This window comes from Stenotrophomonas sp. As-7 (genome assembly GCF_030291015.1).
In the GTDB taxonomy this organism is placed as follows: Bacteria; Pseudomonadota; Gammaproteobacteria; order Xanthomonadales; family Xanthomonadaceae; genus Stenotrophomonas; species Stenotrophomonas lactitubi.
Genome location: NZ_CP127405.1, coordinates 2,145,664 through 2,160,657, shown reverse-complemented (window position 1 = coordinate 2,160,657; position 14,994 = coordinate 2,145,664). Strand labels below are relative to the sequence as shown.

Annotated in this window: 14 protein-coding genes; 7 read left to right on the top strand and 7 right to left on the bottom strand. The window is 67.9% G+C overall.

The window, feature by feature from the left end; translation table 11 throughout:
- Positions 1-111 precede the first annotated feature (111 nt).
- Genes QP457_RS10065 through QP457_RS10055 form a run of 3 tightly spaced genes read right to left on the bottom strand, consistent with a single transcriptional unit; the run spans position 112 to position 2,479 of the window.
- Complete coding sequence (locus QP457_RS10065) at positions 112-366, bottom strand: DUF6587 family protein (protein ID WP_205406381.1); 255 nt, start codon at positions 364-366, stop codon at positions 112-114.
- Complete coding sequence (gene feoB, locus QP457_RS10060) at positions 366-2,228, bottom strand: ferrous iron transport protein B (protein ID WP_205406382.1); 1,863 nt, start codon at positions 2,226-2,228, stop codon at positions 366-368. The genes QP457_RS10065 and feoB overlap by 1 nt, the downstream gene beginning before the upstream one ends.
- Complete coding sequence (locus QP457_RS10055; protein WP_089240906.1) at positions 2,225-2,479, bottom strand: FeoA family protein; 255 nt, start codon at positions 2,477-2,479, stop codon at positions 2,225-2,227. Before QP457_RS10055 ends, feoB begins: the two co-directional genes overlap by 4 nt.
- A 119-nt stretch (positions 2,480-2,598) precedes the next feature.
- Here QP457_RS10055 and QP457_RS10050 point away from each other — a divergent pair, with 119 nt between their 5' ends.
- From QP457_RS10050 to QP457_RS10020, 7 genes are all read left to right on the top strand, one after another.
- A complete protein-coding gene (locus tag QP457_RS10050; RefSeq protein ID WP_205406383.1) occupies positions 2,599-3,387 on the top strand; it encodes an enoyl-CoA hydratase-related protein in 789 nt (262 codons plus the stop codon).
- 1 nt (position 3,388) lies between these two features.
- A complete protein-coding gene (locus tag QP457_RS10045) occupies positions 3,389-3,775 on the top strand; it encodes a VOC family protein (RefSeq protein ID WP_099818342.1) in 387 nt (128 codons plus the stop codon).
- Between the two features lie 169 nt (positions 3,776-3,944).
- Positions 3,945-4,838, top strand: a complete 894-nt coding sequence (locus tag QP457_RS10040; protein WP_205406384.1) for a hydroxymethylglutaryl-CoA lyase — start codon at positions 3,945-3,947, stop codon at positions 4,836-4,838.
- Positions 4,835-7,408: an EAL domain-containing protein gene (locus tag QP457_RS10035; protein ID WP_180166956.1), complete on the top strand. Its 2,574-nt coding sequence runs from the start codon at positions 4,835-4,837 to the stop codon at positions 7,406-7,408. The genes QP457_RS10040 and QP457_RS10035 overlap by 4 nt, the downstream gene beginning before the upstream one ends.
- A gap of 79 nt (positions 7,409-7,487) precedes the next feature.
- Positions 7,488-8,258 (top strand): SDR family NAD(P)-dependent oxidoreductase, encoded by a 771-nt coding sequence (locus QP457_RS10030; protein WP_100465235.1) that lies wholly within the window; start codon positions 7,488-7,490, stop codon positions 8,256-8,258.
- 49 nt (positions 8,259-8,307) lie between these two features.
- The gene (yeiP, locus tag QP457_RS10025; RefSeq protein WP_006363947.1) at positions 8,308-8,874 is read left to right on the top strand and encodes an elongation factor P-like protein YeiP; all 567 of its coding nucleotides are present in this window, start codon (positions 8,308-8,310) and stop codon (positions 8,872-8,874) included.
- Positions 8,864-9,397: a hypothetical protein gene (locus QP457_RS10020; protein WP_205406393.1), complete on the top strand. Its 534-nt coding sequence runs from the start codon at positions 8,864-8,866 to the stop codon at positions 9,395-9,397. The genes yeiP and QP457_RS10020 overlap by 11 nt, the downstream gene beginning before the upstream one ends.
- 72 nt (positions 9,398-9,469) lie before the next feature.
- Here the strand turns inward: QP457_RS10020 and QP457_RS10015 are convergent, their stop codons facing one another.
- The 4 genes from QP457_RS10015 to QP457_RS10000 form a co-directional block, all read right to left on the bottom strand.
- The gene (locus QP457_RS10015; protein ID WP_205406385.1) at positions 9,470-10,168 is read right to left on the bottom strand and encodes an MliC family protein; all 699 of its coding nucleotides are present in this window, start codon (positions 10,166-10,168) and stop codon (positions 9,470-9,472) included.
- An 83-nt stretch (positions 10,169-10,251) separates the two neighbouring features.
- Positions 10,252-10,644, bottom strand: a complete 393-nt coding sequence (locus QP457_RS10010; protein WP_180166952.1) for a nuclear transport factor 2 family protein — start codon at positions 10,642-10,644, stop codon at positions 10,252-10,254.
- Complete coding sequence (locus QP457_RS10005) at positions 10,625-13,804, bottom strand: multidrug efflux RND transporter permease subunit (protein ID WP_205406386.1); 3,180 nt, start codon at positions 13,802-13,804, stop codon at positions 10,625-10,627. Before QP457_RS10005 ends, QP457_RS10010 begins: the two co-directional genes overlap by 20 nt.
- A gap of 21 nt (positions 13,805-13,825) precedes the next feature.
- Complete coding sequence (locus tag QP457_RS10000; protein WP_205406387.1) at positions 13,826-14,986, bottom strand: efflux RND transporter periplasmic adaptor subunit; 1,161 nt, start codon at positions 14,984-14,986, stop codon at positions 13,826-13,828.
- Between the last annotated feature and the right edge of the window lie 8 nt (positions 14,987-14,994).

The window sequence follows — 14,994 nt, the reverse complement described above, 5'->3', positions numbered from 1 at the left end:
CCCGCAACGTAGATCCACGCCGTGCGTGGAGGAAAATCAAGGGTGTGCGAACCAAGGTTCGCACCCACCAAAACACCAAGCTTCGCACCCAGCAAAGCGGAAAAGGCAGGCTCAGTGCTGCTTCGGCGGCGTCGGCCCGCAGCTGTCACAACCACCACACGCGCCGCCACCGCCAGTGGCCGGCGGCGCGATCTTCCGGCCCAACGCCTGCAACCAGGCCGCGCGGCCCGGCCCCAGCAGCGCCAGTGCCAGCGCGCCACGCAGCTTGCGCACGGTGCCGGGCGCCTGCTTCTTCAGCACTACCCAGGCGCTGACCAGCACGGCCACCGCGATGATCAGGTACTGGATCAGCAGGCCGGCGTCCATCAGCCGCCCCCCAGCGCCACGGTCACCTGGTAGGTGATCAGGGCAGCCACATACGCCGCGGCGAACAGGTAGAACGCCGCAAAGCCCATCTGCTTCCACGAGTTGGTCTCGCGCTTGATGGTGGCCAGCGTCGAGATGCACATCGGCGCGTAGATGAACCACACCAGCAGGGCCAGACCGGTGGCCAGCGACCAGCCATCAGCCACCACCGGCGACAGCGCGGAGATCGCCGCATCGTCATCGGCGGCCGACAGCGCGTATACCGTCGCCAGCGAGGACACCGCCACTTCGCGCGCGGCAAGGCCCGGAATCAGCGCGATGCAGATCTGCCAGTTGAAGCCCAGCGGCGCGAAGACCGCCGTCATCGCATGGCCGATCTGGCCGGCATAGCTGTAGTCGATGGCCGGCATCGTCGCATCGGCGGGCGCGCCCGGGAACGACAGCAGGAACCACAGCAGGATGGTCAGCGCCAGGATGATGCCGCCGACGCGCCTGAGGAAGATCATGCCGCGCTCGTAAAGGCCGACGGCGAGGTCGCGCGGATGCGGAATGCGGTACGACGGCAACTCGAGCATCAGCGGGTGCTCGCTCTTGTCGCGGCGCCACTTCTTCATCACCCACGACATCACCAGCGCGCTGAGGATGCCGGCTACGTACAGGCCGAACAGCACCAGGCCCTGCTGGTTGAAGATGCCGATCCTGCCGGCCGGAATGAACGCGCCGATCAGCAGCGCATACACCGGCAGGCGCGCCGAGCAGGTCATCAGCGGTGCCACCAGGATCGTGGCCAGGCGGTCACGCGGGTCCTGGATGCTGCGGGTGGCCATGATGCCCGGCACGGCACAGGCGAAGCTGGACAGCAGCGGGATGAACGAACGACCGGACAAGCCCGCCGCCGCCATCATGCGATCCAGCAGGAACGCGGCGCGCGGCAGGTAACCGGACTCCTCCAGTGCCAGGATGAAGGCGAACAGGATCAGGATCTGCGGCAGGAACACCACCACGCCACCCAGGCCGGCGATGATGCCGTCGGTCAACAGACTGGTCAGCGGCCCAGCCGGCAGCACGCTGGCGGCCAGTTCACCCAGCCAGGCAAAGCCGGCCTCGATGCCATCCATCAGCGGCGTCGCCCAGGCGAACACCGCCTGGAAGATCAGGAACATCACCACGACCAGGGTGATCAGGCCGAACACCGGATGCAGCAGCCAGCGGTCGAGCGTGTCGTCGATCTTCGCGGTCCGCGCCGGCATGCGCACGGCGGCGGCCAGGATCGCGCGCACCTGCGCGTGGTAGTCCGCGCCACTCTCAACACCGGCCAACGGCGCGTCCAGATGCGGCACCATCGTGTCCAGGCGTTCCACCAGCGCACGCGCGCCCTGCTTGCGCACCGCCACGGTTTCCACCACTGGCACGCCGATCTCGCGCTCCAGCGCGGCAACGTCGATCTGGATGCCGCGGCGCTGCGCCGCGTCGACCATGTTCAGGGCGATGATCATCGGCTTGCCCAGCTCGCGCAGCTCCAGGGCGAAACGCAGGTGCAGGCGCAGGTTGGTGGCGTCGATCACGCACAACAGGACGTCCGGCGCGGCCTCACCCGGGTAGAAGCCCCGGCACAGGTCGCGGGTGATCGCCTCGTCCAGGCTGGCCGGATGCAGGCTGTAGGCGCCCGGCAGGTCGAGCACGGCGAACTCGCGGCCGGACGGCGCACGCAGGCGGCCCTCCTTGCGCTCGACGGTGACGCCGGTGTAGTTGGCGACCTTCTGCCGGCTGCCGGTCAGCTGGTTGAACAGCGCGGTCTTGCCACTGTTGGGATTACCGACCAGCGCGATGCGCAGCGGTGCGGCGGTTGCGGTGGCACTCATGCGCGTCGCTCCTGGCTTGCCGGGTCGATGACCACGCGCCGGGCCTCACTGATACGCAGCGCGAAACGGGTGAACCCGACCTGCACCAGCAGCGGCTCGCCGCCGACCGGACCCCGCGCCACCAGGCGCACTTCCTCACCCTTGACGAAGCCCAGCTCGCGCAGGCGCCGGGCGATGGCATCGTTGGCATGCAGGTCCTGCACGGAATCGACCACGGCCGAGGTGTGCAGGGGCAGTTCGGACAGCGTCATCTAGCGTGTTCTCTGCTGGATGTAAATGGTTCTCGATTCTAACATTCCCGCGTCGCGTCATGGCCCATGACCAATGGCCCGCTATGATCCATACAGGTATGGAGCAACCCCGGAATCCCATGAACGATGCTTTGCAGATCGAGCGCAATGGCGCTGTCCTGACCCTCTGGCTGAACCGGCCGGAGCTGCACAACGCCTTCGATGCCGGCCTGATCGCCCGGCTGACCGCCGCCCTGGAAGCAGCCGGCCGCGATGACACGGTGCGCACGGTGGTGGTGGCAGGCCACGGCGCCTCCTTCTCCGCCGGTGCCGACATGCAGTGGATGCGCGGCATGGCCACGGCCAGCGAGGCGGACAACCGCGAGGACGCCCTGGCGTTGGCGCGGCTGATGCGCACCCTGGACGAGCTGCCCAAGCCGACCCTGGCCCGTGTCCACGGCGCCGCCTTCGGTGGGGGTGTCGGCCTGGTGGCCTGCTGCGATATCGCCATTGCCACCAGCGCTGCCCGCTTCGGCCTGACCGAAAGCCGTCTGGGCCTGTTGCCGGCAGTGATCTCGCCCTATGTGATCGAGGCCATCGGCAGCCGCCAGGCCCGTCGCTGGTTCGCTACCGGCGAGCACTTCGACGCCGACACCGCCCTGCGTATCGGCCTGATCCACCATCTGGTGGAGCCCGAGCGCCTGGACGAAGCGGTGCAGCGGCAGCTGGCCCTGCTCGACAAGGCCGGGCCGATCGCCTCGGCCTCGGCCAAACTGCTGATCCGGCAGGTGCGCGACGCCGATGATCGCGACAGCCTGGACCGTGACAATGCCGCCCTGATCGCCCGCCTGCGGGTGTCTGCCGAGGGCCAGGAAGGCCTGGGCGCCTTCCTCGACAAGCGCGCACCGCACTGGGTCACGGAGGCCTGACATGTTGGACCATATTGGTGTGAACACCGGCGACCTGCCGCGCAGCAAGGTCTTCTTCCTGCAGGCGCTGGCGCCGCTGCAGATCGGCCTGGTGATGGAGGTCAGTGCCGAACAGACCGGCGCCCACGACCACGTGGGTTTCGGCAAACACGGCAAACCGTTCTTCTGGCTGGGCAATGCGGCGCCCCTCAGCCAGGGCGTGCACGTGGCCTTCGTCTGCGGCGAACGGGCCCAGGTTGATGCGTTCCACGCCGCCGCCCTGGCCGCAGGGGGCCGCGACAACGGGGCGCCCGGCCTGCGCCCGTGGTACCACCCGGACTATTACGCCGCCTTCGTGATCGATCCGGACGGCAACAACATCGAGGCGGTCTGCCACCTGCCCGGGTAGGCCCTCCGTCAAAACAGGCGCAGGCGTGGCCGCTCGTGCGACCCGCCTGCGTATCTCATCTGGCAGCCTGGCGAAGACCGGGCCGCCTCCGTTTCCCAGGAACCGCCGTGACCCCAGTCGATCCCATCCGCCCTGCCCGTCCCGCCTCGCCTGCCGTAGGGGTGCTGCGATGAGCGATTTCGTCCGCATCGTCGAAGTCGGCCCCCGCGATGGGCTGCAGAACGAAAAGCAGGCCGTGGCCACCGCCGACAAGATCGCCCTGATCGATCGCCTGTCGGCCACCGGCCTGCGCACCATCGAGGCGACCAGCTTCGTCAGCCCGCGCTGGGTCCCGCAGCTGGCCGACGCGGCCGAGGTCTATGCCGGCATCCAGCGCCGCCCGGGCATCGCCTATCCGGTACTGGTGCCGAACGAACAGGGCTACGACCGTGCGCGCGCCGTCGGCGTGCAGGAAGTCGCGGTGTTCACCGCTGCATCGGAAGCCTTCAACCGCACCAACACCAACGCCGGCATCGATGAATCGCTGGCCCGTTTCGAGCCGATCCTGCGCCGTGCGGCGGCTGATGGTGTGCGCGTGCGTGGCTACGTTTCCACTGTGCTCGGCTGCCCGTACCAGGGCGAGGTGCCGCTGGCCGACGTTGTGCGTGTGGCCCGTGCCCTGCATCAAATGGGGTGTTACGAAATCTCGCTGGGCGACACCATCGGCGTCGGTACGCCGCGCAAGGCCCGCGCGATGCTGCAGGCGGTGGCTGCCGAGATCCCGATGAGCGCATTGGCCGTGCACTTCCACGATACCTACGGCCAGGCCATCGCCAACATCGCGACCTGCCTGGAAGAAGGCGTGCGCGTGGTCGACAGCGCCGTGTCCGGTGCCGGCGGCTGCCCGTACGCCAAGGGCGCCAGCGGCAACGTGGCCAGCGAGGACGTGGTGTACCTGCTGCAGGGCCTGGGCCTGGAATGCGGTGTCGACCTGCCGTCGCTGGCCGAGACCGGCCGCTGGCTGGCCGGACTGCTCGGCCGCGCGACCGCCAGCCGCGTCGGGCAGGCGCTGGCGGCGACATGAACGACAGCGGCCCGCGCGACCGTCCGGCCATCGGCGATACACCCGCCGCAACCGACGTCGCGCTGGCCGCTCTGGACGCGGCGCTGGCTGCTTCGCCGCCGCCGGCCCAGGCCAGGCTGCTGCGCCAGGCACGGCAGGCGCTGGCCGATGCGCAGCAGCGCGAACTGGATACCCAGGCACGCTATGCCGCGTTGTTCGACGCCGTGCCCGACCCGGTCAGCATCCTCAGCGCCGAAGGCGTGGTGCTGGACGTCAACCGCGCCGGCATCGTCGCCTACGACCGCCCGCGCGAGGACATCGTCGGCCAGCCGATCGAACTGCTCAATCCCGACCTGCCCAGCGACCATCTGCAACCGGTGTGGGAAGCGCTGAACCGCGGCGACACCTACGTCATCGAAGTGACCAACATGCGCGGTGATGGCAGCCGCTTTCCGGTGGAGGTGCACTCGGCCGGCTTTCAGGACCGCGGCCAACCCTGCATCGTCGCCGTCGCCCGCGACCTGAGCGGGCGCTGGCGCGCCGAGTCGCGCTATCGCCTGTTGATGGAATCGATCGACAAGGGCGTGATCCTGTTCGACCGTGATCTGCGCGTTCTGTCCGCCAATCCCGCAGCGCACCGCATCCTCGGCCTAACCGGTGGTGGCGTGGGCTTGAATTCGATGCTCGATCCCGAAGCCTGGATCATCGTCGACGAACACGGCCATCCGCTGACCCAGTCACAGTGGCCGACCAGCCGCTGCTTCCAGGCCGGGCGGATGATCCGCAGCACCATCATCGGCCTGTACCACCGCCCACGCGGACGTATGCTGTGGTTGTCCACCACCAACGTGCCGGTGTTCGGCAACGGCTGCGACCAGGCCGACCATGTCTATGCGATGTTCAGTGACATCACCGAACTGAAGCGCAACAACACCCTGTTCGCGCGCGCGCAGTCACTGGCCCACATCGGCGGCTGGGAGTGGGATCGTGGCCTGCAGCGCCTGTACCTCACCGATGAGGCGCGGCGCATCGTCGGCCAGCCGGCCGATCTTGAGGACATGCCGGACCTGCTGGACTGCCTGCGCAGCGACGACCGCGCCGCCCTGCAACAGGCGCTGGCCGACACCATCGAGCACCGCAGCAGCTTCGGCCTGGAGCTGCAGGGCCAGCGTCGCGATGGCCACTCGTTCTGGATCCGGATGATCGGCGAGGTCTCGGCCGGTGATGTCGATGCCGCGCGCATCACCGGCACCGTGCAGGACATCACCGAGCGCAAGCAGGCCGAGGAAACCCTGCGCGTGCAGGCCCGCACCGACCCGTTGACCGGAATCATGAACCGCGATGCGGTGCTGAGCGACCTCGGCGTGCGCATGCACAGCCCCGGCCACGACCGCGTGGCGGTGCTGTATATCGACCTGGACCGCTTCAAGGTGGTCAACGACCTGCTTGGCCACAACGCCGGGGATGAACTGTTGATCGAAGCGACCCGGCGCATCGCCACCGCGATCGGCACCGAAGGCCTGCTTGCACGCTTTGGCGGCGACGAGTTCCTGGTGATCTGTGACCTGCGCGACCAGCCGGACCAGGCCGAACAGCTGGCCGAGCGCATCACTGCGGCCTTTTCGGCGCCGTTCCAGCTGGGCAGCGACGAGTTCCCGGTCACCGCCAGCATCGGCATCGCCCGTGCACCGCGCGATGGTAACCGGCCGCAGCAGCTGATCCAGAACGCCGACACCGCGATGTACGAGTGCAAGCGACGCACCCGCAACGGCTGGCAGGTGTTCTCCCCGGAACTGGCACAGCGCCAGCATGACCGCCTGCAGATCGAGAGCCGGCTGCACAAGGCCCTGGATGGCGACGAGTTCCACCTGGTCTACCAGCCACAGGTCAACCTGCGCAGCGGCGCCACCATCGCCTGCGAGGCGTTGATGCGCTGGCACAACACGCAGCTGGGGCAGATGCGCCCGGACCTGTTCATCCGCCACGCCGAGCACACCGGCGACATCGTGCGCATCGGTCAATGGGCGCTGCGCGAAGCCTGCCGGCAGGTCCGGCAATGGCAGGACGATGGGCTCGGGCTGGTGCGGGTGGCGGTCAACGTGTCCTGGCGGCAGTTCGTCGGTGAGGATCTTGCCCGCTGGGTGCGGCAGGTGCTGGATGAGTTCGGCCTGCCCGGCAGCGTGCTGGAGCTGGAGTTCACCGAGCGGGTGCTGATCGAAGATGCGCCGGACACCCTGCGCACTTTCGCCCGCCTGCGCGAGATGGGGGTGATGCTGACCATCGACGACTTCGGCGAAGGCTACAGCGCGCTGAACTACCTGCGCCGGCTGCCCATCCATGGGCTGAAACTGAGCCAGTTGTTCGTTGAAGGCATCCCCCGCAACCGCTCGGATGTGGCGGTCTGCGAGGCGGTCTGCGCGATTGCCCGCAGCCTCGGCCTGGGCGTGGTCGCCGAAGGTGTGGAAACCGAGCCGCAACGGCAATGCCTGCTCGACCTGGGGGTGACCGTCGGCCAGGGCTTCCTGTTCGCCCACGGACTGCCCGCCGCCGACTTCGAGCGTCGCCTGCGCCGCGCCCGCGAACTGGGCTGAGGCCGGCGGCGCAGTGCACAACGGCGGCTGCCGTCGCTTCCGTTAGAATCGGCGGTTCTTGAACCTGCAGGACCGTGCAATGCAGCTGTCTTCCGTACGTGCCGTGATCACTGGCGGCGTCTCCGGCCTCGGCCTGGCCGTGGCCCAGCACCTGGTTGCCCAGGGCGGCAAGGTCGCCCTGTTCGACCTCAACGACGCCAAGGGCGCGGCCGCTGTTGCCGGGCTGGGGCAGGACAACGCCCGCTATTTCAATGTCAACGTCAGTGATGAAGCGTCCGTGTCGGCGGCCATCGACCAGGCCTTCGATTTCCTCGGCGGCCTGAATGTCGCCATGAACTGCGCCGGCATCCTCGGCGCTGGCCGCGTGCTGGGCAAGGAAGGCCCGATGCCGCTGGCCGGGTTCCAGGGCACGGTGATGGTCAATCTGGTCGGCAGCTTCAACGTCGCCAAGGCCGCCGCCAATCGCATGCAGCACAACGAGGCCGGGGTGGACGGCGAGCGCGGCGTCATCATCAACACCGCCAGCGTTGCCGCCTACGAAGGCCAGATCGGCCAGGCCGCCTACTCCGCTTCCAAAGGTGGCGTGGTGGCAATGACCCTGCCGATGGCCCGCGAGCTGTCGCGCTTCGGCATCCGCGTCAACACCATCGCGCCGGGCGTGTTCTGGACGCCGATGGTCGATGGCATGCCCGAAGCCGTGCAGGAGTCGCTGGCCGCATCGATCCCGTTCCCGTCGCGCCTGGGCAAGCCGGAAGACTTCGCCAGCCTGGTCGGCCACATCCTCGGCAACACCTATATCAACGGCGAGACCATCCGCCTGGACGGCGCCACCCGGCTCGCTCCGAAGTGATTCCCCCCGGGCGCCGGGACGGCGCCCTCCCCCAACGACCAACATCATCATGAAAGCCAACGACATCAAGAAGGGCAACGTCGTCGAGTTCAACAACGGCGTCTACCAGATCCGCGACATCGAGCGCAGCTCGCCGCAGGGTCGCGGCGGCAACGTCCGCTTCCGTTTCATCATGTACAGCGTGCCGGGCGGCAACAAGCTCGATGCCAGCTTCGATGCCGACGACAACCTGGTCGAAGTCGAACTGCTGCGCCGCCAGTCCACCTATTCGTACAAGGACGGCGATGCGTTCGTGTTCCTCGATGACGAGGACTACACCCCCTACACCCTGGACGCGGACGTGATCGGCGATGACGCCGGCTACATCACCGACGGCCTGACCGGCATCTACGTGCAGGTGATCGACGAGCAGCCGGTGGCCATCCAGCTGCCGGCCTCGGTGGTGCTGGAAGTGATCGAGACGCCGCCGGAACTGAAGGGCGGTACCGCCACCAAGCGCCCGAAGCCGGCCAAGCTCAACACCGGTATCGAAATCATGGTGCCGGAGTACATCGTCAACGGCGAGCGTGTGCTGGTGAACACCGCCACCGGCGAATTTGCCGGCCGTGCCGATTAAGCGCGCGGCGCTGATCGCCTGCCTGTCCCTGCTTGCGGCGTGCTCGCCGCAGGCAGCGGATAGCACCGGTGAGGTCGCGGCAGACGCGGTGACGCAGCCCGCCATTGCGGACAGCGCTGCCGCTGCGCTTGCACCGGCTGCGGATGAAGCAGATGCTGCGGTCACGCTGGCGGGCACCCTCGACGAGGACCAACAGGCGCGGGCCGCGGCCGGTTGCAGCGTCCCCGACGACGTCGCTTTCCTGCAGGACATCCGCATCTACTGCGACATGCCCGCCGATGTGCAGGCCTTCATCGTACGGGAGAACAGCTGCGAGCATTTTGCCGGCGAAGAACCCTACGAAGACGCCCGTCGCCGCGAGCTGGAGGCCGCTGCTGCCAGGTTCTGCGACGGTCGAGAGAAGATCTTTGCCGACCTGGTGGCCCGCCATCGCGACGACTGCGCGATCAGGCAGGCATTGATCGGTGTGAACCTGCGCTACGACCTGTCTCCCGGTCTGGACCTGAAGCCCTGCGAGGGCTGACGCAAAGAAGGGGACGGAGGGGATTACGTCGTTCCTGGCACAAACGACGTAATCCCCTCCGTCCCCATTTTCTTATTTGCCGCCGAAGTTGCCGCAGCCGTGGTACTGGCGCGTGCCCACGGTCAGCATCGCCTTGGCCTCGAACGCTTCCCCGCTCATGTCGTCCTGGCAGGTGGTGCGCTGGAAGCTCAGTTTGATGTCGGTGCCATCGGCCGCCTTGCCAACCCAGCCGTCCGCGCCCTCGGTCGGCTTTGCGACCTGGAAGCGGCGCTCGCCGTAGTCGACGTCCACCTGCAGGCCCGGTGCATCACCATCGACGACGGCCAGCCAACCCGGCTCGTTGCCAGTGGCACGGAACGCCGCGTTGCCGGCACTGCCATCGCCCTCGGTCGCTTCCACCGCTGCACACTCACGATCCGCTTCGCCCTTCAGACTGAGCAGCGCTTCATCGCTGCCGCGGGTCCAGAAGCTGTTGCCCTTGCCGTCGGCATACTTCGCGCCGGAGGCCGCGCGCTCGGAGGACATCGCGAACCTGCGCTCGCCGATCACAACCGTCGCTGCGTCTTCGCCGTCGAAGGTCGCGCGCACGTCGAGGTCGCCGCAGCGATAGAGGGTTTCGTTGCCGCCGCCATCAACAGCGGCAGCCACAGGTGCCGGTGCCGGCGTTGCGACCGCATCGGCTGCGCCACCGGCGGCCGGCGTCTGCGCCGGCTGGCAGGCGCTCAGCGCAAGGCCGAGGGAAGCCGCCAACAGACTGGGAATTACACGCATGGCTCGACTCCTTGTCGAAACTACAGAGACCTTGGACCCTACCATCTGCGCGCAAACGGGGCCTGAAAGCTGCATGACCGTGTTCAGCCTGTCAGCACCGCCATCGACAGCAGCTGCGCGCCGCTGGCACTGGAAGCGCTTGTCCAGACGCGCAACAGGCGAAAGCGCTGCACGTGTTCGCGTCCCAGCCAGTGCACATGCAGCTGAACATCGCCGGACAACAACGCCAGGCGTCCACACAGCAACGTTTCAACTGCATGCACCTGCAGCGCAAGAATCTGCAGGCGTCCTTGCCGCCAGTCCCGCAGCCAGGGCAGGTCGAGCATCCGACCGCCCTGTCCGTCCATCATGAACAACACCGGTGACAGCAGCGCAGTGGCTGCGCCATGGTCGCCGTCCAGCAGCGCATCCCGCAACTGCTGCTCCAACACGCGCAGCTGCGCCTCGTACAGGCCCTCAGGGCTCCTGCTTTCCATCCACCTGCTTTCCGTCCACCTGCTTTCCATCCACACGTCCTCCCGGCGTCGGCCGGCGTCGGCGCAGGCGCTGCGCAAGCCACTGCTGCGCCCCCTGCACCACCACATAGAACACCGGCACGAAGAACACGGCCAGCACGGTCGCACTGACCATGCCGCCAAACACGCCGGTACCGATGGCCTGTTGCGTTTCCTTTGAAGCCCCCTGCGCCAGCATCAGCGGCACCACGCCCAGCGCGAACGCCAGCGAGGTCATGACGATCGGCCGCAGTCGCAGGCGTGCCGCTTCGATGGTCGCTTCGACCAGACCGCGTCCCTGCTGTTGCAGCTGGCGGGCGAACTCGACGATCAGGATCGCGTTCTTCGCCGAAAGCCCGATCACCGTGATCATGCCGACCTTGAAGAACACATCATTGGGCATCTCGCGCAGCAGCACCGCAGCAACGGCACCGAGCAGGCCCAATGGCACCACCAGCATCACCGCCAGCGGGATCGACCAGCTCTCGTACAGCGCCGCCAGCACCAGGAACACCACCAGCATCGACAGCAGCAGCAACCACGGCGCCTGGGCCCCGGACTCGCGCTCCTGCAGCGACTGGCTGGTCCACTGCAGGGCGAAGCCCGCTGGCAGCTGTTGTGCAAGGCGCTCCATCTCGATCATGGCCTGGCCGGTGGAGACCCCGCTGGCGGGTGCGCCGGACAGGTTCAATGCCGGGAACCCCAGGTAACGCTGCAGCTGCAGCGGCGCCTCGGTCCACTGCGGAGTGACCAGCTCGGACAGCGCCACCATGCCGCCCTGGCTGTTGCGGACATACAGCTTCAGCACGTCCTCCAGCTCCATCCGGTACGGCGCATCAGCCTGCACGATGACCTGCTGCATGCGCCCGCGATTGGGAAAATCGTTGACGTACTGCGAGCCCATCGCCGCCGACAGCGTTGCACTGATGTCGGTGAATGCAACGCCCATCGCTTCGGCCTTGGCGCGATCGATGTCCAGCCGCACGTTGCTGCCCGCAGGCAGCCCATCGGCATGCACCTCCGCCAGCAACGGACTGGCTTCCGCCAGTTTCAACAGCTGCTGCAGGGCGGCGCGCAGCTCGGCCTGGCCCTGGCCGGTACGCGCCTGCAGTGCCAACGAGAAGCCGGATGAACGACCAAGGCTGTCGATGGCCGGCGGCATCACGCTCATCACCTCGCCTTCCGGCACCGTCGCCATGGCCTGCTGCGCCGCCCTCACCTCATCCGCTGCGGTGCTGCCGCCGCGCTCACCCCAGTCCTTCAACATGGTGTAGGTCAGCGCCGCGCTCGGGCCCGAGCCGGAGAAACTGTAGCCGAGGATGGCCTGGTTGGACGCGATCGCCGGCCGCGAGGCGACATGCAGTTCGTAGGCCTCGACCACCGCCAGCGTGCGTTCGGCGGTTGCTTCGGCCGGCAGCTGGATGGAGGTCATGAAATAGCCCTGGTCCTCTTCCGGCAGGAACGCGCCCGGCAACCAATGCAGGCCGATCAGCAGTGCCACCAGCAAGGCAGCGAACAGGCCCATCACCCGGCCACTGCGCCGAAGGACCGCCGCCACGCCCTGCTGGTAACGACCGGTCATCCGCTCGAAGCCACGGTTGAACGCACCGAACACCCCACCGCGGCCATGGTGGCCACGCGTGCCTTGCCGCAGCAGCGTCGCGCAGAGCGCCGGGGTCAGGCTCAGCGCCAGCAGTGCCGAGAACAGGATCGACACCGACATCGCCACACTGAACTGGCGGTAGATCGCACCGACCGAGCCACTGGCCAGCGCCATCGGGATGAACACCGCCGTCAGCACCAGGGTGATGCCGATCACCGCACCGGTCAGCTCACGCATCGCCTTGATCGTGGCCTCCCGCGGCGGCAGGCCTTCTTCGGCCATGATCCGCTCCACGCCTTCGACCACCACGATCGCATCGTCAACAATGATGCCGATCGCCAGCACCATGCCGAACATGGTCAATACGTTGATCGAGAAGCCCAGCGCCAGCATCACCGCGAAGGTGCCCAGCAGCGCGATCGGCGCGACCAGGGCGGGGATCAGCGTGTAGCGCCAGTTCTGCAGGAACAGGTACATCACTGCGAAGACCAACAGCATCGCCTCGACCAGGGTCTGCAGCACCTTCTGGATCGAGACTTTGACGAAGGGCGCGGTATCGAACGGAATGCTGGATTCAACGCCCTGCGGCAGCAGCGGCTGCAGGTCGGCCATGCGCTCGCGCACAGCCGTGGCGGTACGCACCGCGTTCGCACCGGGGCGCAGCTGCACACCGGCCGCCGTCGCCGGGTAGCCGTCTTCGCGCGTGCCCCAGGCATAGCTCTGCGCACCCAGTTCGACCCGGGCGACGTCACCCAGCAGCACCCGCGAACCATCGGCACCGGCGCGCAGCACGATCGCCGCGAACTGCTCGGGGGTGGACAGCTGGCCTTCGGCACTCAAGGGCACGGTGATGCGCTGGCCGGGAACACCGGGCGAATCGCCGATGCGACCCGGCGAGATCTCCAGGTTCTGCTGCTCGATCGCGCTGGCCACATCGCCCATGGTCAGGCCGTAGCCGGTCAGCCGGGGCGGGTCCAGCCAGATCCGCATCGCCTGTTCGGCACCGAACAACTGCACGCGGCCGACGCCATCGATGCGCCGCAGCTCTTCGATGATGTTGCGCGCCATGAAATCGCCCAGCGCCGCTTCGCTGACGCTGCCATCGGGTGAGCGCAGGCCCACCAGCATCAGGAACCCCGAGTCGGCAGCCTCCACGAACAGGCCGTTCTGGCGCACGCTGCGTGGCAGGCGTGGCTCGATCGCCTTGATCCGGTTCTGCACGTCCACCTGTGCCAGCTCGGGATCGGTGCCGGGCTTGAAGGTGGCGGTGATCGACGCTTCGCCGGAGGTGTCCACCGACGATTCGAAGTACAGCAGGTGCTTGACGCTGGACAGCTCACGCTCGATCAGGCCGACCACCGCATCATTCAGCGTCTGCGGGCTGGCGCCGGGATAGCTGGCATAGATGCTGACGCTGGGAGGTGCGACCGCCGGATAGCGCTCGACCGCCAGCCGCGGGATGGCCAGCACGCCGGCCAGGATGACGAAGATCGCCAGCACCCAGGCAAACACCGGGCGATCGATGAAGAAACGAGCCATGTCGTAGGTTCCTGGAAGGGCTCAGCCCTGGCTTGCGGGTGTCGGCGTTGCGTTGGCGTTGGCACTGGCGCTGGCGACCGGCACCTGCCAGTCGCGCGGATCGACCAGCACGCCCTCCTGCAGGCGCTCCTGGCCTTCCACCACGACCTTCTCGCCCGCCTTCAGGCCATGCCGCACCAGCCATTGCCGGTTGACGCTGCCGTCCACCTCAAGTGTGCGGATCACTGCTTTGCCATCGGCGGCGATGACCCAGGCATAGGCCTGGCCACCGGCGCTGCGCAGCACCGCCTGCTGTGGCAGCAGCAGCGCGCTGGCCGGCGCACCGCGTGGCACCCGGGCACGCACATACATGCCCGGCAACAGCTGCCGCTCAGGGTTGTCGACCAGGATGCGCAGGATCACATCGCCGGTGCGTGCATCGACATTGACACCGGAGAACAACAGCCGGCCGCGCTCGGGCAGCGGCGAACCCGCCGCGCCGATGATCGTCACCGGCAGCTCGCCGTCCACCGCACCACGCCGCAGGGACTGCAGCTGCGATGCCGGCTGGCGCACGTCCACGTAGACCTGATCGATCTGCTGCACCACCGCCATCGGCTCGGCATCGGCGACGCCGACCAGCGCGCCTTCGGTCACCAATGCCTGGTCGATGCGGCCATCGATCGGTGCACTGACCGTCGCGTAGCGCAGGTCGAGCTGGCGTCGCGCCAGGATCGCGCGTGCCTCGTTGACCGCTGCGCGGGCCTGCTCGTGCTCGGCGCTGGCATCATCGCGATGCTGCTGGCTGACCGCCTGCGCAGCGGCCAGCGCCTGCAGCCGCTGTGACTGCACACGGCTGCGGCCGAGGGCGGCCTCGCTGCGCTGCAGCGCCGCCAGCGCCGAATCGACGTCGGCGCGGAACGCCGCCGGGTCGATCTGGAACAGCGGCTGCCCGGCATGCACCTCCGCACCCTGCTCGAACATCCGGCGCTGCACGATGCCGCCGACCTGCGCACGGATCTGCGCGGTGCGCACCGCCGCCACCCGACCGGGCAGTTCATCATCGCGCTGCACCACCTGCGGGCCGACGGTAACCACGCTGACACGCGGCACCGCTTCGACGGTGGGTTCGGGGCGGGAGCAGGCCGTCATGGCCAAGGCGAAGGCCGCGACCAGCGCGACCGGAGTCCTGAAGGTTCTCATTGCTGTGC